Below are 21,987 nucleotides of genomic sequence, written 5' to 3' on the forward strand. Positions count from 1 at the left end.
CAGGGATTGAGCTAAACTGAGACTTGGTTTATTGCATTGTAATCAGGCATGGAAATCGGACAAAAGGTTAAAGTTTATCGTTTGCGCGATCGCGTTTCTCCTCCCATTGCGAAAAAACTAGGACAAGTGGGTACTATCCAAGGCTATAAAGTTACTGATGGTCAAGGTATCGGTGTAGTAGTGCTGTTTGAGGATAATTCTTCGACTTGGTTTTTTGAAGATGAAATCAAGCCTGTGTAGGAGAAAAAACTCAAATCGAGATTCTTATTGGAATCTAAAGTTGAAAGCATAAGCTGAGAATCTTTGTTGAGTGCTAAGTTGGAGTTGAAAAGACTGGCGGTGAAAATAGGAATCAAGTAATGGCTCTAATATTGACATTTTTGGGCAAAGGCGGCATCGCTCGTACCAAAATTGCGATCGCCGCCGCCAAGTTATTGGCAAGCCAAGGCAAGCGCGTACTTTTAGCAGGACTAGCAGAACCAGCACTATCAATTCTGCTAGGTACTCCCATTGGTTCTGAACCCCAAGAAATTGCACCTAATTTGCAAGCAGTACAGTTTCAAGCATCTGTACTACTAGAAAGCAACTGGGAACAACTAAAGAAACTTGAGGCTCAATACCTCCGCACCCCCATCTTCAAAAACGTTTTTGGTCAAGAATTGGTAGCATTGCCGGGAATGGACAGTGCCCTTGCCCTAAATGCTATTCGCGAATATGATGCCACCGGCAAATATGATGCGATTGTCTATGATGGCACGGGTGACTCTTCAGCCCTACGGACCCTGGGTTTGCCAGAGTCTTTGAGTTGGTATGTGCGGCGATTTCGCCAATTGTTTGTCAACTCCGACTTAGGCAAGACAATTGCTGAATCGCCTTTAGTTCAACCCCTGATTAGCACCTTTTTCAATATCAATTGGACAGCAGATAACTTTGCTCAACCTACCAATCAAGTCAATAATCTTTTAGACAATGGGAGAGCCGCCCTTAGCGATCCCAAGCGTGTTGCTGCTTTCTTAGTGACCACACAAGACCCGATCGAGGTCGCGAGTGCCCGTTATTTGTGGGGTAGCGCTCAGCAAATTGGTCTAACTGTGGGTGGCGTTCTGCTTGTATCTTCAGATGTAGGCGCTAACTTATCAGAAGAATTTGTACCCTTACCTGTGAGCGTCATTCCTGACTTGTCAACAGATAATTGGCAAACACTCATAGACGCTTTACCCAATTTTGAAGCCCAAGCAGTACAGGCTCCTAAACCAATTGAAATCGATACCCAAAATCGTCAGGTACGCCTATTCTTACCAGGATTTGACAAAAAACAGGTAAAACTCACCCAGTATGGGCCAGAAGTCACAGTGGAAGCAGGAGACCAACGGCGGAATATTTCCCTACCCCCAGCTCTCAATGGTAGGCCTGTTGCAGGGGCAAAGTTTCAGAATAATTATTTGATAATTTCGTTTTAGTATCGGGTATGGAAAATGGAGAATAGGGAGTAGGGAATAGGAATGGGGAATAGGGACTAAGAACTAGTAAACAATTTTCTCAATACCTAGTACCCAATTCCCAATACCTAGTACCCAATCCCCTATGCCCAATGCTCTATTAATAAATAGAAGTTATGTCAGAATTAACTCCCATTACCCCAGATTCTACATCGGCTGAGGCCTTAGACTCAGTAGGGAATAATCCTAGTGAGTCAGCAATAGTCTCTGGTGATCGCACTGCCAAAACTAGGCAATTACTGGGGATGAAAGGTGCATCGCCAGGAGAAACTTCAATTTGGAAAATCCGTTTGCAACTGATGAAGCCCATCACTTGGATTCCCTTAATTTGGGGGGTAGTCTGTGGTGCGGCTTCTTCTGGTAACTATACCTGGACGCTAGAAAATGTGTTGAAGGTAGCAGCCTGTATGTTTTTGGCTGGGCCATTAATGACAGGTTACACCCAAATCCTCAATGATTACTACGATCGCGAAATCGATGCCATCAATGAACCTTATCGCCCCATTCCCTCTGGAGCAATTTCTCTAACTCAAGTAATTACGCAGATTTGGGTATTATTAATTGCTGGTATTGGTTTAGCATTTTTGCTAGATGTTTGGGCTGGTCATCAATTCCCGACAATCACAGCGATCGCGATTATCGGTTCTTTTATCGCCTATATTTATTCTGCACCTCCCCTAAAACTCAAGCAAAACGGTTGGCTGGGTAGCTACGCTTTGGGTGCAAGCTATATTACCCTGCCTTGGTCTACAGGACACGCTTTGTTTGGCGACCTCAACTCTACAGTTGTGATTTTGACAATGTTCTACAGCTTAGCTGGATTGGGGATTGCCATTGTCAACGACTTTAAGAGTGTAGAAGGCGATCGCCAGCTAGGATTAAATTCACTACCCGTCATGTTTGGCATCACCACTGCTGCCTGGATTTGCGTACTCACAATTGATATATTTCAAGGATTGATCGCAGCTTATCTGGTCAGCATCAATGAGTATTTGTACGCAGCCATACTTGTACTGTTAATCATCCCACAAATGGTCTTGCAGAATATTTATTTCTTGCGTGACCCTGTGGCTAATGACGTTAAATACCAAGCCAGCGCCCAACCGTTCCTTGTTCTGGGAATGCTCGTTGTTGGTTTAGCTTTGGGTCATGCTGGCATTTAACAAAAGACTGCTGAGTAGGAAGTTAACAGTTAACTGTTAAGCTATTACGCTTTTAAATTGCACCACTGCTTCCTAAGTTCGTTGACTGCTGATGGTTAACTGTTAATAATTAACAGCCAACACAAAAAGATGTGCTTTTTTAAATGCGAGAACAGCTTAACTGTTAGCTGTTATTCTCCTCACACTGCCTCATCTCCCTCACTCCTTAAACACTCAACTAATAAACTTATACTTCTATAGTTAGAAGTTAAGAATTAAATGTTAGGAGTTAATATACTTTTAATTACTAAGTTGTATCAGGAAATGCCGTGTTAGAACTGATCTATTTCCTCATTCATGTAATCCAACCTCTGTTAGTCCCAATTTGCTTTGTTGTTGCCTGGGCAGTAATTCTTCTAATTATTTTGAATCTTTGGGCAGCAGCACGAGATAGTGTGACAACAGCCAAGCAAATGCATCAAATTCCCTGTACTGGTTGCCAATATTTTACTGACAATTACCGTCTGAAATGCACTGTACGCCCATCTGTTGCTAACACAGAAGAAGCTATTGATTGTTCTGACTATCAACCAAAGACAAATCCTTATCTGTATTAAGAAACTCCAAAAAATAAATGATTCCGTTTGAGTTGCTGACTAATGACTGTTGACTGATAACTAACATATAATATAATTCTTTAATCTTAACCAGCCAGTTCTCTTGTCTGCGGGGAGCGATTTTTTCCTTTGTAGCGATACCACCACATGACAAAACCAGTAACTAACAAGATCAACGGTGCAAGTCCTACGAAAATGTAGAAAATGCGAGTAGGCAAGCCGCCAAATGTACCGTAGTGTAGGGAAGGAAAAGAATTTAGGACACGGGGCCCCAAAGACTCTTTCTGGGAGTTGTCTACTCGCAAAACCTTACCACTGTATTGGTCAAGATAAACTTTGCTCTGTCCAGTATTATATGTATATTCTTGGGGCATACTGTAGCGAATTATCAAAAGACTATCTGGTTTTTGCGGAAAATCAATGGCTCTAAGTTTTCCATCGGGTAACTCAGCTTGAGAGGTTTTCAGTTGATTGGCAAGCTTGAGTGAAAGCTGATTAGGAATGATTTGAGAAACTGGTTCAAGTTTCGCTGGACTCAACGTGATTGCTCGAATCACAGGCTCACTAAACTCATAGAAACTCCAGCACACGCCTGTAAAGGCAGTAAAGCAAAGAAACACTACAGTAATGATGCCTGCAAGTTTGTGAATATCAAAATAGAGTCGCTTCAGATGGACATTCCACTTAATTTTGAAGCCAGATATCAACTTGCGCCAACCAGACCACAGAAACAAACCTGTAATATTGAGAACTAGAACTAGAAAACATACGATACCAACTATGGTTTTCCCAGTGTTACCAGCTAGCAGATTGCAATGCAAATCAACGACTGAAGAAATCAGTTGCTCGTTCCATCTCTGCTTACCCATAATAGTGCCGATGTAGGGGTTGACAAAAACGCTACTGATTTGAGCAAGTGAAATTTCCGTCACTGAATTATCTGGTGGATGCAAAACGTCAAGCACGTAAGGTGCGTCTGGTGTTATGGGTATGTATAAACGCGAAAATTTAGTGTTTGGTTCCCAGTCTGACGCTGCTTTGAGGGTATCCACCACAGATGTCGGAGATAACATCTGCCCTTGAGGAACGACAGTGCCGAATTGTTGGACAAACAGAATATGCCCAATTTCGTCGGCAAACACCAACACACTACCTGTCAAGCTGACTATCACCAAAATCAATCCCACAGCTAAACCGATGTAGCGGTGCAGGGTGAATGCAAAGTTACGGAGTTTTTTAGATTTCATGGTAGGTACTCCTGCATAAATGAGATTGAAATTTTCCCAATCAAAACTGCCTTATCCTGACGACAAATATTTCTAAGTCAACAAAAAAGGATAATGGTTTTTTCATTAGTTCTGGTGACGAATTCTTCATGACAGCTACTGAGATGATTTCAGAACTCCCAAGAAATCGTTCCTTGAACGGTAAACGGTTCAGCCGGATTGACTGCACCCGTAGTTGCGCCCTCGAAATATCTGATATCAAATAAGTTCTTGAAGTTAACAGATGCTCTCAAGCGATCCTTTTTGTAGAAAAGTGCTGCATCAGTCCGTACAAAACCAGGTACGGTGTTAAAGTTACTTACATCTCCATAAGCCTCGCTTGCAGCAAAGATACCTCCACCAAAACCAAACCCTTCTAATGCTCCTTTTTGAAAGGTATAGGTCGTCCACAATGAGCCACTATGCTGGGGTATACTACCCAGAGTATTTCCGACTGGATATGTATTGTCTTCAGTGATTTGTCCATCTGTATAAGCGTAGGAAGCAATGACTTTCCAACCAGGTAAGATTTCTCCAGCAATATCGAACTCAATCCCACGAGCGCGTTGTTCGCCGACTTGAATTGAAAAGGTACCTGTGGGATCGCTGGGATCGGCAGTTAAGACATTAGTTTTGGTAACTGTGTAGAAGGCGAGGGTAGAAGAGAGACGATTATTTAAAAAGTCTCCCTTGATGCCAACTTCGTATCCAGTTCCCCTTGTAGGCTCAAAAGCATTACCGTTTTTACTAGAACCACTTACAGGAACAAATGAGCGACTATAGTTGGCAAACAGTGAGATTTCTTTCGTCGGTTGGTAAACGACTCCCACACGAGGTGAAAACGCATCGCTATCTGTTACTGTAGTTGAGTCATTGTTGAAATCTTGTCTTTCCGAATGATAAGTGTCAAACCTGCCACCCACAAAAAGTTTGAGATTGTCAAAAACACTTATCTGATCTTGAAGATAAATTCCGAAAGAGTTGGTATTGGTTGCTGTATTGTCAAGCGGTTGATATGAACCATAAGAAAAGTTGTAGACAGGGTTAAAAACGTTACTACTACCAACACTTTGATAATTGGACAGACGTCTGTCATACAATCGACCAAGCTCCAGACCAAACAAAAGTGTATGCTTGAGGAAGCCAGTGTTGAATTTCGCAGTTAAGTCATTCTGTAGAAAATAAGTTTCAAAATAATAATTATAGGGCACACTAAGAAGATCAACAGTTCCGTCGTCACTGGCACCAAATCCTCTAAGGGCAAAACGATTAACTGTTTCTGATGCAGTCGTCACCCGAAAAGCAGTACGCAGGGATAAATTTTGATTAAACTCATGATTGAGAGTCAAGTAGGTTTGTGATGCATCTATACCGATTTGACTTCTGGGGTCGTTGAGATTGCGGCTAATCGGAACATTTGGAATAATCTTACCGCCAATTAGATATAGCCCATCATCATAAGAATTTTCGGTGTGGAGATATTCACCTTCCAAAGTCAGGTTTGTCTTGTCACCAATTTTCCAACTGAGTACAGGAGCGATAAAAAATCTTTCTTTGTTAACAAAGTCGCGGAAACTTCCAGAATTTTCGTAGGCAATGTTGAGACGATAACCCAATTTTCCGTCCTGGGTTAATGGACCTGAAAAATCTAGGGTGGGGCGATAAAAACTATAGCTACCTGCGGTAAAACTGAAATTGTAATAGGGCTCGGCTAATGGCTTCTTGGTTATCAAGTTGATGATACCCGAAGGTTCCAAGCGTCCAAACAACACCGACGCTGGTCCTTTAAGAACTTCAACTCGCTCAATATTAGCGCTGTCTCGAAAACCGCGAGTAGTAAAGTAATCATCAAGGAAACCATTTTTGTAAACGTTGGCATCGAATCCCCGAATTGTGTAATTTTCTCCACGCTCCCCAGCAGTTCCTGCATTTGCCACACCGCTCACATTACGGACGATTTCGGTCAGACGAACTGCACCTTGATCTTGAATCACTTCGCGGGGGATAACTTGAATCGACTGGGGAATGTCGCGTAGCGGAGTATCAGTTTTGGTTGCAGTTGATGCATCCGTTGCATTGTATCCATCTTGTTCCCCTGTCACCACCAATTCAATTGGTTCATCACCAGTTGATGGTTGAGTTGGTTGTGTCTGATTTAGAGGCTGCTGTGCTTGGGGTGTTTGGGGTGGGTGTTGTGGAGAAGTTGCCGTTGCTGTGGTTGCTACCGCAAAAACCAGACCTGCATCATCATCATATAACTCAACTGTTGGCAAAGCTGCAACACCGACCACTGTTACTCGCACAGTATTTGCATCAATATTTGTAACTGTTATTTGAGTAATTCCCTCAGCTGGTTTTTCTGAGCGAAATGTAAAACTATTGCCATCGGCTAAACGTAACTGTCCGCCAGATACATCGACAATAAAATTGCTGCCAGCACTGTGATTTGTAACTTGCAGTTGAGTCCCAATAGGTGTCTTTAAAATTATCTCCACACCTTGGGGAGTGGGATTGGCTTTAACTCCAGTAATCGGTATAACTGAACTTCCTTGAGGAGGGTTATTTGGGACTGGCGACTGTACTAGCATTTGGGCGCTAGTGCTGGGATGTGAGATTTCACTCAATTGGCGAATTTTTCTACTTGGCAGAGGTTTCAAATTTTCTTGGCTTTGAATTTCCTGTTTCTGTGGCATTGGTTTAATTTCTGCCCGTCCAGGCTCAATCACAACAGCACTCAAGCATCCCGATAGACTAACTAAAAGCCACAGTCGCACACTACCAGACAACCACCAACGCTTCATCACAACTCCTGATACACCAGCATTACTGCCAATAGTTTCTAATTCAATCAAGCTGAGTATAGAGAATGAATTGCAACTGAGTCTATGTCCAAAACCGCATTATGTGCCTGAAACCGACTTTTTCCCCAATAAACATCCACTCGGCGTAATACCAAACCTACGCCTAAAGGCTTCGGCAAAGCGTCTTGGCTCGGAATAACCAACTCGGTGAGCCACTTCCGCAATTGTTATATTTCCTTGACGCAACAACTGCTCTGCTGATTCCATCCGTTTCTCTGTCAAGTAGCTAAATGCTGTTTTGCCAAAGAGTTCCCGAAATCCACGTTGCAGGGTGCGATCGCTCACCCCAACAATTTGCGCTAATTCTAGCAATGACGGCGGATTCTCCAAATGTGCCAATAAAATATCCTTTGCGTAATGAATCCGGGCGATAGTTTCTGCTTTCAGTCGCGGTGATGGTTGCAGTCCATACCGATTGGCTAAGATAGGAGCCAACTGCAACGCCATTAGTTCTAACACCTTTGCCTGTAAATATATCCGCTTCGTCATTTCCTGGTAAGGACAATTGACTATTTGCTGTGTTATTCCCCCAATAGCCATTGTAGTTTCTGGGTAGAGCAAGGTCTGCCAATCGTTGCCTTTTGCCAACAAACTCAACTGATGGGGGATTTTCCATACTTCATTGGGGAAAAAGGTTGCCAACAAGCTTGGAGACATATGGATGTTAACGCCTACATATCGAGATTTGGGGTACTCTACCAGCATTTGGCGTTGAACACCGCTACCAGAAATCATTGTGTATCCTTCTCCAACCTGTCCTCCATATTCGTCTATGACTTTTCCACAAAGGAGGACGGAAAATTGCACTAGGTGATTACATTCAGGCATTTTGCATAACACATCATCGTGATATTCATAGTCCCAAATCTCCAGCCAGAGATGAGGATGCACTTCGATCTGCTGCACATAGCCTTTGCCAAATTGGTTGGGTACTTTGTGGAGGATAGTAAATGGCTCTTGTTCCAGTTGTTGTGGGCTATTGTGATTAGCTTCTGCCCACAGTTCCCACTCCTCTTTCTCTGTTAGGGTGACAGTCATAATTACTACGAATTAAGATTAATGACATATGTTTTCAATAAGTTTACCGCGACCTAATCCTGACTCTTGAGTGAATTTGAAGATAGTACCAGTGTGCTAACTTCAATTGGTCACCGCGATAACGCAGCGTAAAGCTTTATCCTCACAGAGACCTCTTGCTAACTTGCTTAAGAGTAGGGGTACGGTATAGCTTCTCTACCAGCCGCGCAAGGTAAACCTCCACACTATCCGGTCCCTTTTAGGCAACAGCTCCTTGCTTAGGCTTCCGCATTGGACGCTTACGTAGGCATAGCCCGTCGTAGACATAGCTTCGACGAACGCCCCCTGTCATTTTATACTCATCACTATTCTTGCCATACTTTGCAGCTACAGTGAGTTGTGAGTGTGGGATTTTTTAATATTTAAATTTGCATAATAGTTACCTGATTGCAATATCAATTACAGAGGATAAGACTTGGCTAAAAACTCCTCAGCCTCAGCTTTATTTTTAATCACTCCATCTAAAGTTGCAGCCAGTAAATCGTCTAGCATTTGTCGATACTGTGCCCCTGGTTTGTAACCTAATTTTTTTAAGTCATTACCGTTTAAAATCGGTCCAATATTAGCCAAAACTGTTAAGTAATGCCATATCTGCTGCCTGATTACTTGCTGGGTTTGTAAGGCAATTAAAATTAACATTGGTAAATCGTACCGCCTTAGAAATTGAACAACTTGACTAGGGCGTAGACAGCCAGGTAAAGTTTCTAAAATCTTAGCTTGAGCCTGAGCTAGGTTTTGCAAGCGTTTAATGCCGTCCTCTTGCAATTGCAAATTTTTTGCCACTTTTGCCCGACACTGTGGTTCTAAATGGGCAATTAACACTTCTAAACGCATTTCCCAGTGAATTAAGGTTTGTTGGGGGTCAAATCGCTGCAAACACCGTTCTAGCAAACGTAATTGTCGCAGGAGTAATGCGTCTAGCTTCAGTGTCGGATGAATGCATTGCAATGCCCCTAAGTTATCGAGTAACTGTAAAGCCGATTTCCAGTAGGGGGCTTCTAAGATGTGCTTTAATTCTGTTTTTAATCGAATTTGCAGGGCTGGAGTTTTGCTATTCTCTTGAGTAGTGCGATCGTAAACACCACTGTTGATGGCATAACGAATAAACTCTTGTGTCTGCGGTTCAATCTCAAAGTCGAAGCGCACAGCAAAGCGCACACCGCGATAAATGCGCGTGGGGTCTTCGATAAAGCTGTTGGCGTGTAAAACCCGAATTTGTTTAGCTTGTAAATCGAGTAAACCACCAAAGAAATCGAGTAATTCACCACTACGGGGAGAGGTGAGCCGCAAAGCCAGGGCGTTGATTGTAAAATCCCGACGATACAAATCTTGACGAATAGAACTCGCTTCAACTTCCGGATTCGCTGCTGGGTAAGGATAAAATTCTGTCCTAGCCGTAGCAATATCCACCCATAGAGAATCTAATTCTGGGTCTTTGTGCCACAGCAAAGCCGCAGTTTGAAAAGCCCCGTGGATTTCTAAACGAGCCGTTGGATAAAGTTGTTGGAGTGCTTTTGCTAATTCCACACCAGCACCAACATCTGCTGATTTGTGAAAGCCATCAACTACTAGGTCAATATCTTTAATCATCAAGTTGCCTGCTGCGTCAGCTAACAGCAAGTCTCGCACCGCACCCCCGACAAGATAAAGATGCCAACCGCGTTTTTCTGCCTCTTGCGATGCTGTAGTTAGCAATTGCCACAGTTGAGGAGCAAGAGAAGATGACACGGAGAGATTAAGACGTTCTGATGCAAACAGTGAACCAGTCCCCGAATTCCTGCGTCCCCGCGTCCCTGCGTCTTCTTCATGTAATACCCGCAACACATCAGTACGTGTGACGATACCAAATAATTGCCCGTTTTCTAATACTGGTAAACGCCCAATATCATATGTCACCATTAGCGCCTCAATTTGTGGCAGTGTCGTATCTGGTGTAATCGTTTTCAGGTTTGTGGTCATGTAGCCCTTAACTGGCGCATGACTAAACCCGTGGTGTAGGGCGATATCGAGATCCCGCCGTGAAATAATACCTACCAATTGCCCTTGGGTATCGACTATAGATAAACCAGAATGTCCATAGCGCAATAAAATACGCTGGGCTTCGGCAATTGTGGTTTCAGGTAAAATAGTGCGGACAGGAGAAGACATCAAGTCCCTAGCAATCGGAGGGTGAGGGATTTGGACTTTTAGCTGATCAAGGAGCTGTTGTAATATTGCCTGTGAATCTACTCCTCTTAAGTTCACTGATGCAGCTTGGGAATGACCGCCACCGCCGAAGGGTTGAAATAATAGATTCAGATTTGTTTTAGGAATTTGCGATCGCCCAATTACTGCTAAGCGTGAATCACCATCACCTAAAAAATACTCATTAGCCAAAAGTATGGCATCAATTTCGGTTAATTCTACAAGTTCTGAAGCTAAACTTGATAAACCAGCTACAAAGCCATCTGTCTTTAAAGTTACCCACCCAACTGTATATCCTCGTAAACAGAGATATTCTAAATTTTCCAATGCTTTAGTTAGTAGCTGCTGCAATTGAGGAGACAATCCAGGGTCGCGGTAGGTGGAAATGACCGATAAACTCGCACTCTGTTGCATTAACCAAGCCAAAGCTAAAGCATCTCGTGGTGTAGACTGGTCATAAGTTAACGAGCCAGTGTCAACGTGGATACCTAAAGCCATGACTGTGGCCTCAGCAGGAGTTAGAGAAATTTGCTGTTGTTGCAATTGCTCCACAATTAAGGTTGTGGTGGCTCCTACTGAAGAAATATGCGATCGCGTGGCAGGAATATCTGATTGTTGTCCTAAGTGATGGTCATAAACTATAATTTCTTTGACATTAGATAAATCTAACCACTCGGCAGCTTTACCCAAGCGATCGCGGTGTTGCACATCCACCACATTCAAAGAACGAATTTTTTCTAGATTTACCGAACGGCGTTCAATTAGCGGATATTCATCTCGATGCAACGCTAAAAAATCCCGTACAGCAGGGTGAGAACCACCGCTAAGTACAATCTTGCTTCCCGGAAGTAGGCGCGTTAGTCCTACTGCTGCCCCAAGTGTGTCAAAATCAGCTGTTGTGTGGCAAAGAATTAAATCCATAATTTGAGAATCAAGAGTCAAAAGTCAAAAATCAAGAGTCTAAGTTTACACCCTAGACTTTGGACTGCTAACTTGGGACGTTTGACTAAAATGTTGCAATTTCTGGTAGCTTAAAAATAAGAAGAAAGTCTCAGTGTCGCCCTTTAGGATTATTCTATCTTTAGTATTTAGCTGTCGTGGGAGAAGCAAAAATGACCATAATATTCCAATTTGCTCTGATAGGTTTAGTCTTGTTGTCTTTTGTTCTAGTTGTTGGCGTTCCCGTTGCTTATGCTACTCCCCAATATTGGGTTGAATCTAAAAAGCTGCTGTGGCTTGGTTCTGGCGTCTGGATTGCTTTGGTATTTTTAGTCGGTTTGTTAAACTTTTTTGTCGTCTAGGCAACGGCTTGGCTCTAGGGCGGGCACTTAATATAAAAATTAGAGGGGCAGTAAAGCCAAGGTCAAAGGTTAAGGGAAAAAAGCAGAAATTTTCCTGTTTCCTCCGTTTTGACCATGCTTTCCTGCTCCTCTTGATTTAAATAAGAAATGTATATTGGCCAGAAGTATAGTTGATTAAGAGGCAGTCATGGCAGTTTTTGAAGGAACTTTTACTCAAACGGAACCTTTGCGTTTTGCAGTGGTGATCGGTCGATTCAATGACCTGATTACCGGAAAGCTGCTAGAGGGATGTCAAGATTGCTTGAAACGCCACGGTGTAGACCCCAATCCTCACGGGAATCAGGTAGACTACGTTTGGGTACCGGGAAGTTTTGAAGTGCCTTTAGTAGCTCGCCAACTAGCACTTTCCCATCATTACGATGCTGTAATTTGTCTTGGTGCAGTCATTCGAGGACAAACACCCCATTTTGATTACGTATCCGCCGAAGTTTCTAAAGGCATTGCTACCGCTAGCTTTCAAACTGGGGTGCCAGTCATTTTTGGCATTTTGACGGTAGACACTATGCAGCAAGCTTTAGAACGAGCAGGGATCAAAGGTAATCATGGTTGGGATTACGCCCTAAATGCCCTAGAAATGGCTAGTCTGATGCGGCAACTGCGTTCTAACTTGGCAGAACCATATTCTCGTAATAGCCAGTCATTACCACCTTCTTTTCCAAATGCCAGCGTCGGCAATTTAACAGTAGAGTCAGAAGAATTAAGTTAGTATGTCATTGATCATTGGTCTACTTGTACTGAGTCTTGGAAGAGCGTAGCCTCTGGTAGAGAAATATTGGTTATTGGGTATGAAGCATTGACCAAACAGGGCATGGCAAAGAGCTTCAGGGGCAGAGGGTAAAGATTTGCTACAGATTTATTCTGTGGACTTGAAGCTCCCATGTTTCCCTGTTCAAATTCAGGAGTTGACAATTTAGAATAAATCTGAGATAGTGATGTTTGATAAATGATTGCGGGTATAGCTCAGTGGTAGAGCGTCACCTTGCCAAGGTGAATGTCGCGCGTTCGAATCGCGTTACCCGCTTTTGAAAAAAGTTTTTTAAGTTGGAGAGTGTAATACATCTGTTACTAGATTATTTGCCCACAAAGCTCGTGTCCCCTGACCAAGGGTAACATGAGATATAACTTAGTTGGTCTTTACGGGATGTTGGAACAAAAACCGAAACCCTCTAAGATAATATTCACGGTCAGTTGATGACTGGGCAAAGTTGAGTATTTGTCTATCTCCGTGGTAATCTAGTAGTAGTGCAAACCCCTATTCGGTAAACGATAGTAGCAGTTGTCAGCAAACTTGTCAAAGCAGAAAAGAAAAAAGCTAAAGACCATACAGAAGCTCACAGGTAAATACTGTAGTCTGTTGCAAGACAGAGCTTGTAGATTAATAGCTATTTGCCTATAGAAAGTAAGCACCTGTCGGAGTATATGCTTAACCTAGTAAGGGTATTTTGACCAGACACGCTGTGTAAGACAAAATTATATTTGTGCAAGGAGGCAATGGCAGTCAGACTAGAATCATACACGTTACCAAATACTAGTCTATGTACTCCATACGAATAGTCAAATATTGATCGGTGTTTTGGCAATTACCGCTCTGGAAACGCTTGTTAACTGCAACCTGTAAAAATTTCTAGCGATTCCGATCTAACCTTGATAACTGCATACTAATATATAGTGACCCGAAGGAAAATCAGGGTTTATTATTAAAGTGTTGTTTATCAGCGTAGCCTTACTAGATGATTTGTTTTAGGAGTGGTCATGACGTAGCTTTAAAATTGTACCAAGTATGTCGGCACAATCAATGGCACAGACCTAACCACATTACCTTTAAAGCAACAGATGAAAACAAGGAAATTTTTAAACAAAATTACCAGCTACCGGGAAATGACTATTACACTACTTAGAGTTTGCTGCATCTACTGTTTGTAATTTATGACAATGTCTGTTTCGCCTGCCAACTTATAGAAAGTATAAACACGAGAAGTCCCCAAGGCATTTACCAAGGGATCTTATTCCCACCGTTTCTATAAAAACACGCTCAAGTTATTAGAACGCTTGTGCAATCTCAAAAACCCGAAAAAATAGATTTCAATACCGAATACCCCTGTCCCTGTCGTCGCCGGGGTCAGCTAATTCCGATTACGTTGACAGAAGCATTTGGTTGCGATCGCTGTCAGCAAATCTTTGTAGTAGAAGATAATGGTCATATCCTAGAACAGCTTTCTACTACCTATCCTTACAAGCGAGCTTGGCGTTGGATGGGAAATAGTTGGCATGTTGTCCATCCGCGTTTGGGAGAAAGCTATCTGCCTATAGCACTTGGCATTATTTTCGTGCTAGTGATTATATGGCTGCCATTAGCACTGCGATTGGCAAATGGTTCTAGCATTATTGCTTGGGCAATAGTGGCGGTATTGTTGGCTATCCTGCCAGCACTAATGGTCTGGCTTACCTACAGACGTTAACTCAATGACTGTTGAAGTTTTGGACGATCACCCCGAACCCATTAGTAGTGCCCAACGAGCGTATCAAGCTTCCCTAAAATTGGGAATCACCAAGGGGGTAGACCGGAGTCGCGCGGTATTGGCGATGGCACGGGCGCTTGAGCGCTCATTTGACGACATTCTAGAAGCCAACACCTTGGATTTGGAAGCCAGTCGGGAAATGGCAGTGCCAGAATTGATATTGGACTGGCTAAAGCTGACTCCCACAAGGCTAGAGACGACCGTGGACATTTTACAACGGTTGGGGGAATTATCAGATCCACTGCGGCGCGTCAGGAATGCTGATTATCAATTGGAAGATTCCCAGAGTTACTCCCAGTTAATGCCCTTAGGAGTGATTGGATTTATTTATGAAGCATTTCCCGATTTAGGAGCGATCGCAGCGGGTTTTTGTATCAAAACTGGCAATAGTATAATTCTTAAAGGTAGTACTGAAGCGAGCCATTCTAATGCGTCCATTGCTTCAGTACTGCAAACTGCGCTCAGTGAAGTTGGTTTACCACTCGGCTGTTTAGAACTGATCGCAACCGAACACGGTGCTTCGATTCGGGATTTAGTCGTCCAAGACGAGTACGTGAATTTAGTGATTCCCTACGGACGTTCTAGCTTAATACAGCAGGTAGTACGACAGTCAACTTGCCCAGTCTTAAAGTCAGCAATGGGTAATTGTTACCTCTACTGGTCGCTAAATGCCAGTTTAGAAATGGTGCGCTGGATGATTATCGATAGCCATCAGAGCGAACCAGATCCAGTCAATGCCATAGAAAAAGTACTAATTCATCGCCAAGCCTTGCCATCATCCTTAGCAGTTCTGTGGAACAGCTTAATGGAAAAAGGTTTTGAAATCAAAGGCGATGCAGAACTAGTAGAAGCTTTTCCTCAATTGCAGTTAGTGAAGGAAAACGAATGGGGAAACCCTTATTTAACTAGGACAGTAGCTTTTAAACTGGTGGATAGCTTAGAAGCGGCGATCGCTTGGATTAATCAACACAGCAGTGGTCATGCCGACTGCATCGTTACTGAATCCTACCAGGAAAGTCGGCAGTTTGCTTTAGGAGTTAATAGCGCCTCTACCTACATCAACAGTTCCCCGCGTTTTTCTCGCAACCCCTCGCGGGGAGATTCTGTATTTCTGGGCATGTCTAACCAAAAAGGTCATCGCCGAGGATTTATTAGCCTGGAAACCTTGACTACTGTTAAGCACATTGTTCAGGGAAATGGCAGGTTTTAAATTAAGTGGGGAATGAAGGATTAGGGACTCAATAGCTTTCGATTAAAGGGGTAAAGAAAAACTTTATTCTTTACACCTTTCCCTTTTCCCGACTTCTGCAATAAGTCTAATTTGGCTTACCAGTAATCGTAAATGCTGCCCAATAGTAGGGATGATTATAAAGTTTTTTATCTGATGCCATTTTGCTATTTCTATATAATTGTGTTGCTAAATAAGTTCTAATTCGTACTTCCTCTGGATGCAAATTGTTGAGTACATCTTCATACCATCTTGTCAATTCTCCAGCAGTTAATTCTTTGAGCCATAATGTTGCTTCAGCTAAGGCTGTCACTGCTGATTTATTAGGCTGTAGTCTTCGGTAAAATTCTGCGATGGCCAAAGCACTAGCTGAAGATTCTACAGTCCAGAGAGTACTTATTATCTGAGGAACGCCCTGATTCAAAAAACCATTAACTATAGTTACATATTCACTGCTGGTAATGAAGGTGTTGGTACTGACATTTTCGCAGGTAGAAAGAGTAATAAGATTGTAACTTCCTAAACTTTGTTGACAAATTTCTTCTAAAGTCAGTTTGTCTTCACCCGCTAATACTAGTTCTGACTTTTTTGGTTCATTTAAATGATTCGTGACATAACCAGAAAAATGCAAGATATTATAATTATCAAATAATGCACTTTTGACAATATCTTTCGTTGCTTGTGACCCTTGAATGCGCTCGATATTATCAAACATCTCGCTGACAATCTCAGACTCTAGTTTGGCAAACTTCAGCGCCGGATAACCTGTACTTTCAGGAGATTCAATACTGAGCAATAATTGATTTTGCCACGGTAAGATAGCTGGATTTTTTATTGATAAACCTATTTGAGCGCTAGGCAAATAACTAACGGTGAAATTTGACTCAACATTTGGTGAATCTTCTGGAAATAGAGAAGAAAAATGAAAAAGGGCGTGAATAGGTAATCTGCACAAATCGCGGTGAGGAATTAAAATCAGTTGGTTGATGCCTTCAAGTTCCTGAACAATTGTGGAAATATTCAAAATTTCATACAACTGCAACAGCTTTTGTTCCATATCCACTCGCCAAGAATGCTGAATTTTACTTTCTTTATCTTGAGCCGTGGCGCGATATTCTTGGTATTTTTGATGCCAATCTTCTAACCAATTTTCAAATTCAATCAAGCGTCGCACTGCTTCAGGTAAGGGTAATTCATTCAGACGGATAGCCTCTTCTCCTAAAGTTATTGCCCCAACATCTTGTATAGGTGTAAAAAGTAGAATCGGTGATGGCGCTTGGTATTTGAGAATGAAGGTATGTAGGGCTACTGGACTAATATGCCAGTAAATAATTGCTGTTGTAGGATTGAATAGTTCCTGAATTGTGTCATAACGGGGCGAATAAAGATAATTATTCCAACCAAAAAGCAGCCAATGTAAGCAAGTATTTTTGCCTTGTTCGGCAATTTCCCAAGCTTCTACTACATCACCATAATCTACGGCTAAATCAACCGCTAGTTGCTCAAAGCCTACAAATTTCAGGGCTAACTGTTTTTTACTTTCTTCAGAGCGAGTTTCTTCACTTAGTAATTGTTGCAACAAATCTCTGCCTCGTTGCAGTAATTCTTGAAGTTGTGTTGTTTGTCCCAAACCCATTAATACTTTGCTTAGGGATTGCAAAACTTCTAAATGGAAGTGAGGAAAATATTCTAAGGTGAGAGTTAACAACGCTTGATGGTACTCAGATGCAGCTTTACGCCAATAATCACGAGGATTAGGGTGTTTCCTACCTTGATCGTAGTAGGTGTTAGCGATCGCCAGATGCAATCTACCCCAACCTTCTGGGTGAGTATCTGTACGCAGATGTTTTAATCCTTCCTCGAAGCTAGCTAATTTCCCCTCGTAACCTATCTGTTGTAAGTCAGAATTGGTTGCTGTGATACTACTCGAGAAATTCAGCAATGGCTGTGGATCTACTAAATTGCCAACAGCAGTACCACGACCAATCCAAGCTTCCCAATAATCTTGTTTAATTTGCAAAGCGTTGTCATAACAAGCGATCGCTTCGACAAATTGTTCTAAATAAAATAAAGCTACTGCCTGATTATACCAAGCTAAATGGAAGTCGGGTTTGATGGCGATCGCTTGCCGATAGGAAGCGATGGCTTCTTCGCGGCGTCCTAAATTATCTAACGCCACACCCCGGTTGTACCAAGCCAAATAAAAGTCGGCTTGAACCGAAAGTGCTTTGTCCCAAGAGGAGATGGCTTGTGACCAGCGTCCTAAATTAAACAACACTACACCCCGGTCTATCCACACTTCATGATAGTCTGGGTCAATTTCTAGCGCCCTATCATAAGATGCAATCGCTTCTTCAAATTGTTCGCCTACGGCTAGTGCTATGCCTCGGTGATACCAATTTTCTTGGTCTTGTGGTTGCAGATCGAGGGCTTGGTCATAACTAGAAATTGCTTCCCGTAGCCAGCCTAACTTCAGCAGTGCTAAACCTTTACTAGACCAAGCCTCTTGGTAGTCTGGCTTAATTTCGATGGCTTGATCAAAGGAAGCGAGCGCTTCTTCAAAGTATCCTAATTCTCCCAGGGTTCCACCCCGGTTGTACCAAGCTTTATAAAAATCGGGTTTGAGTTCGATGGCTGTTTCGTAAGATGCAATTGCTTCTTGAAAACGTTCTAAGTGAAACAGGGTCAAGCCGCGATTAAACCAATATTCTGAGAATTCCGGTTGCAGTTCAATAGCTTGATCATAAGATGCGATCGCCCCTAACAAATCACCTGTTTTCGCTTGTCCAAGACCTTGGTAAAACCACACTTGAGCCTCGGTAATCGGCTCGTTGCCATATCGCTCAATAATACTTGAAGAATTGCTGTTTTGAACTGCTAAGTTAGAAGCAAGTTGCTGGACTAAATTGCTACTTTGATCCAACCTCACCCACAGTTCATCTAAAGTATTTGCGACATTTGGCTCTAAGTTCGCCAAACTGGTATCCCAGGTTTGATCGGAATCAGTTGTTGCTAATTCAGCCCTTTGGCTAGTCGAAAGCAGATTTGCTCGTGTTTTAGTTTGAGTATCTTCCTGTTCATCATCCCACCTCAGCTGAGTTAATGTAGTGATTGAATCTTTTGCTGGGGGGAGAGGAAGTGTAGGTATTGTGCTTTGGGCATCTTCTTCTTGATACTCAAATATCACTTCCTCTGAGTCTTGGCTAAATATTTCTTCTCCAGAGACTTCTGGTGCTGACGCTATTGTTTGGGAATTTGGTTCATCATACTCCCATAACTGTTCGCCTAAATTACGGATTAGCTCTTGCCCAGGCGAAGTTGGTATAATTTCTTCATCAGTCGTAGTTTCTAAGACATCTGGCTCTTCATACTCCCATAACTGTTCGCCTAATTCCCGGATCAATTCTTGCCCAGGAGTAGTTTCTAGGACATCTGGCTCTTCATACTCCCATAACTGTTCGCCTAATTCCCGGATCAATTCTTGCCCAGGAGTAGTTTCTATGACATATTGCGCCTGGTCGTCCTCATAATATATTTCTGTTTCTATCTGTGTGGGTAAGTTTTGCATCAGCCGTATGCCAATTTCGTAGGCAAGATCTCCAATTCTGCCGATACCAAGTTCTCCTAGCTGCACCATCTGTGCTGCTAACTGCTGATTCTGTGTGGGTGAAGCTAGCAAGGTTTCACCAAACATCACCAACCAAGCGATCCAGCGTTCAGCTGGAATGCGATTTTCGATTCGTTGTAGATACCTCAATGCCCACTGTCGTCCTCGTGCTTGATGCACGCCTTCCAGCAATTGGATAAACAATTGTTCCAGATCGGCATTAGTTAGTTCTGGTAGTACCTCTACCAGATTGTGTCCTCTTGTATCCTTGAGAGAACGAGTCTGCTTACTTTTAATGAGGCGCTTTAAAAACCTTTTAAGCGACTGCGATATCCGCCTGAGCATCTGCCACACTCTTGGATTTTGTTTTTCTAGATTGTAGCCATCGTTGTGTTAAAAAAGTCATGAATTACGTAAAAACCCATTATATCCGTACAGTGCTTCTAAGGGAGGCTAGCAAAAAATACACAAAAGTTCAAGATTACAGCATTATAGCGCTATAATTAGTGACTTCCAAATAAAAAATATCCCCCTGCTCACACTCAATAGTTATTAGTCAGCAACTTCAAGTAGTTGTTTTTATTTCTTAAAGTTTCTTTATCAGATTCAACTATGGAGTTTTGCAGACCAGATATTCCGTGCCCATTTTTCTTAGAATGATAATTTTTTATTTGGCAACTAATTAATTTTCTGTTTGGTCTGGAATCGATTGACCCGCAGGATATAATTGACTAATCAATGCCTGTACAAGAATTTGTGGGTCGTCGGTCTCAACAGCCAATTGCTGGGCAATCTGTTGACGTAAGTTTTCATCCTGTTGCAACATTACAAACAGTTCTTCTAGGGTAACAGTTTGATACTCTCCCTCTGGTAAGTTTTCTTTGCCATCTACTTCTTCATATACTGGGGTATTTGGGAGAGGTGGCAAAGTTGTACTCATAGCATCTGGACCTTCATATTCCCAAATTGGTTCACCTTGATTGCGTGTTAGCAATTGCATTCCAATACTATAAGCAACATCTGTAATTTCTCCGATGCTCAGCTCACCTAGCTCGACCAATCGGGCAGCCATTTCATTATTAGGTGTGGGTGATGCTAGCAATCTTTCTCCAAAGCGTCTCAACCACTCAACCCAGCGTTCAGATGGGATGCGATGTTCAATATTATCTAGCCACTTGCGTGCCCAAGCTTCCCCTCTGGCTTGATGAACTCCTTGCAACAGTTCGTTAAAGAGAAATTCCAGGTCTGTATCACTTAGGAGTGGTGCTGGTTCTTTTTGCACATTCCCCCTAACTTTTGAAGCAGTCTGTTTTCCACCAAACAAGCTCTGAAAAAGCTTTTTGAGCCATTGAACTAGCCGCTTGAGCATCTGCTGCACCATTGAGTATTGTTTATCTTTAAGATTGTAGCGATCGCACGAGGCTCTGGCGTTACTTCTGTCAAGAAAATTCTTTAAACAATGGGCATAGGGCACAAGGGGCAAAGAGGAGAATAATAGACCTACTTTGAAAATAGGAGAATTCCAAGAAATAAATTATCAAAATAAGGCAGCTATGCTGGAGGCAGAGGGCAAGACGGAATTCTGACTCCAGTATTTGGGACTGACAAATAAAAAATATCCTATCCCTGCGGGACGCTACGCGAACGCTTTGAGGGCAGGGGGCTCTTAGCAGGGGAGAGAAAGTCGTTTTGATGACCGTGAAATTGGATAATTTATTTCTTGGAAGTCCCTAAGTGTGAATGGGAGGATATTTTTATTGAGTAACTCTCACCTAATTTAGTTGCAGCAAGCTACTAAAATAGGGAATAAAAAGATATTTTTAAATTAATTTTTGACTTGAGCAGCAGCTATTTACAACTTTAATATCAAATAAAACAATCAAATGAATATTTGAAGAATATTTGATTGTATAGTTTTAAACTTTATATAATTGATAAATTATAAAAATACACAAATACTACAATAGCCAATAATTGAGTATTTAAAAGTATAGCTGAACGCCGCTTCTGTGTAGAATGCTCATGAGATATAAAATATAAGAATTAACTAAGTCACCAAAGGGCAATATGCGATTACTACATACAATGCTGCGAGTGGGTAACCTTGAAGAGTCATTAAAGTTTTATTGTGAAGTTCTGGGTATGAAATTACTGCGGCGAAAAGATTATCCAGGAGGAGAATTTACCCTAGCTTTTATAGGCTATGGTGACGAAAGCGATAACACGGTGATCGAACTAACCTATAACTGGGGAGTAGAAAAATACGAATTGGGTAATGCTTACGGTCACATTGCTCTTGGAGTTGATGATATTTATACTAAATGTGAAGAAATCCGCAATCAGGGCGGTAAAATCGTGCGAGAACCAGGGGCGATGAAACATGGTGCGACAGTAATTGCTTTTGTGGAAGATCCAGACGGGTATAAAATTGAACTGATTCAGTTGGTAACTCAAGGGTCAGCAATCAAACACGAATCACAAGAGCAATTTGTAAGTCAGTAACTCTAAAAGTAAAAATCTATATTACTTGTTGATGAGTAACACCAATAGCGTAGGTGTAGCCCGTCGTAAACATCGTTCCAATAGCAACATCTGGCAAACTACGCTCATCAGCATGTTTTCGTTTT

General features: G+C 42.2%; 15 protein-coding genes and 1 tRNA gene. 10 read left to right on the top strand and 6 right to left on the bottom strand.

The window, feature by feature from the left end; all coding sequences use genetic code 11:
• Positions 1 to 48 precede the first annotated feature (48 nt).
• From FCR06_RS10105 to FCR06_RS10120, 4 genes are all read left to right on the top strand, one after another.
• A complete protein-coding gene (locus FCR06_RS10105; protein ID WP_138499143.1) occupies positions 49 to 240 on the top strand; it encodes a DUF2862 domain-containing protein in 192 nt (63 codons plus the stop codon).
• Positions 241 to 359: 119 nt separating this feature from the next.
• The gene (locus FCR06_RS10110; RefSeq protein WP_138499145.1) at positions 360 to 1,460 is read left to right on the top strand and encodes an ArsA family ATPase; all 1,101 of its coding nucleotides are present in this window, start codon (positions 360 to 362) and stop codon (positions 1,458 to 1,460) included.
• 155 nt (positions 1,461 to 1,615) lie between these two features.
• Entirely contained in the window at positions 1,616 to 2,662 is a 1,047-nt protein-coding gene (chlG, locus tag FCR06_RS10115) for a chlorophyll synthase ChlG (protein WP_138499147.1), read from the top strand.
• A 308-nt stretch (positions 2,663 to 2,970) separates the two neighbouring features.
• Positions 2,971 to 3,258: a hypothetical protein gene (locus tag FCR06_RS10120; RefSeq protein ID WP_138499149.1), complete on the top strand. Its 288-nt coding sequence runs from the start codon at positions 2,971 to 2,973 to the stop codon at positions 3,256 to 3,258.
• An 86-nt stretch (positions 3,259 to 3,344) separates the two neighbouring features.
• On the opposite strand, the gene FCR06_RS10125 is transcribed toward FCR06_RS10120, so the two are convergent.
• The 4 genes from FCR06_RS10125 to FCR06_RS10140 form a co-directional block, all read right to left on the bottom strand.
• Positions 3,345 to 4,505: a PepSY-associated TM helix domain-containing protein gene (locus FCR06_RS10125; RefSeq protein ID WP_138499151.1), complete on the bottom strand. Its 1,161-nt coding sequence runs from the start codon at positions 4,503 to 4,505 to the stop codon at positions 3,345 to 3,347.
• Positions 4,506 to 4,654: 149 nt separating this feature from the next.
• Complete coding sequence (locus tag FCR06_RS10130; RefSeq protein WP_223280093.1) at positions 4,655 to 7,375, bottom strand: TonB-dependent siderophore receptor; 2,721 nt, start codon at positions 7,373 to 7,375, stop codon at positions 4,655 to 4,657.
• Between the two features lie 48 nt (positions 7,376 to 7,423).
• Positions 7,424 to 8,422, bottom strand: a complete 999-nt coding sequence (locus tag FCR06_RS10135) for an AraC family transcriptional regulator (protein WP_138499153.1) — start codon at positions 8,420 to 8,422, stop codon at positions 7,424 to 7,426.
• Between the two features lie 438 nt (positions 8,423 to 8,860).
• Entirely contained in the window at positions 8,861 to 11,566 is a 2,706-nt protein-coding gene (locus FCR06_RS10140) for a CBS domain-containing protein (RefSeq protein WP_138499212.1), read from the bottom strand.
• 191 nt (positions 11,567 to 11,757) lie between these two features.
• Here FCR06_RS10140 and psbZ point away from each other — a divergent pair, with 191 nt between their 5' ends.
• The 5 genes from psbZ to FCR06_RS10165 all read left to right on the top strand — a co-directional run bounded on the left by psbZ (position 11,758) and on the right by FCR06_RS10165 (position 15,735).
• On the top strand, positions 11,758 to 11,946 hold the full coding sequence (psbZ, locus tag FCR06_RS10145; RefSeq protein ID WP_138499155.1) for a photosystem II reaction center protein PsbZ: 189 nt from the start codon (positions 11,758 to 11,760) through the stop codon (positions 11,944 to 11,946).
• 187 nt (positions 11,947 to 12,133) lie between these two features.
• Positions 12,134 to 12,712 carry a 6,7-dimethyl-8-ribityllumazine synthase gene (gene ribH, locus FCR06_RS10150; RefSeq protein WP_138499157.1) on the top strand — a complete coding sequence of 193 codons (579 nt, stop codon included), beginning with the start codon at positions 12,134 to 12,136 and terminating at the stop codon, positions 12,710 to 12,712.
• Between the two features lie 243 nt (positions 12,713 to 12,955).
• A tRNA-Gly gene (locus tag FCR06_RS10155) sits at positions 12,956 to 13,027 on the top strand.
• Positions 13,028 to 14,057: 1,030 nt separating this feature from the next.
• The gene (locus FCR06_RS10160) at positions 14,058 to 14,465 is read left to right on the top strand and encodes a hypothetical protein (RefSeq protein ID WP_138499159.1); all 408 of its coding nucleotides are present in this window, start codon (positions 14,058 to 14,060) and stop codon (positions 14,463 to 14,465) included.
• A gap of 4 nt (positions 14,466 to 14,469) precedes the next feature.
• Positions 14,470 to 15,735 (top strand): glutamate-5-semialdehyde dehydrogenase, encoded by a 1,266-nt coding sequence (locus FCR06_RS10165; protein WP_138499161.1) that lies wholly within the window; start codon positions 14,470 to 14,472, stop codon positions 15,733 to 15,735.
• Positions 15,736 to 15,841: 106 nt separating this feature from the next.
• Here the strand turns inward: FCR06_RS10165 and FCR06_RS10170 are convergent, their stop codons facing one another.
• Together FCR06_RS10170 and FCR06_RS10175 are read right to left on the bottom strand one after the other, a co-directional pair.
• The gene (locus FCR06_RS10170; protein WP_138499163.1) at positions 15,842 to 19,705 is read right to left on the bottom strand and encodes a CHAT domain-containing protein; all 3,864 of its coding nucleotides are present in this window, start codon (positions 19,703 to 19,705) and stop codon (positions 15,842 to 15,844) included.
• A gap of 337 nt (positions 19,706 to 20,042) precedes the next feature.
• Positions 20,043 to 20,729 carry a hypothetical protein gene (locus tag FCR06_RS10175; RefSeq protein ID WP_189523368.1) on the bottom strand — a complete coding sequence of 229 codons (687 nt, stop codon included), beginning with the start codon at positions 20,727 to 20,729 and terminating at the stop codon, positions 20,043 to 20,045.
• A gap of 698 nt (positions 20,730 to 21,427) precedes the next feature.
• On the opposite strand from FCR06_RS10175, the gene gloA reads away from it, so the two are divergent.
• On the top strand, positions 21,428 to 21,862 hold the full coding sequence (gloA, locus tag FCR06_RS10180; RefSeq protein WP_138499165.1) for a lactoylglutathione lyase: 435 nt from the start codon (positions 21,428 to 21,430) through the stop codon (positions 21,860 to 21,862).
• Positions 21,863 to 21,987: the final 125 nt, after the last annotated feature.

The sequence above is a fragment of the Nostoc sp. PA-18-2419 genome (assembly GCF_005869855.1).
Classification (GTDB): domain Bacteria; phylum Cyanobacteriota; class Cyanobacteriia; order Cyanobacteriales; family Nostocaceae; genus Nostoc.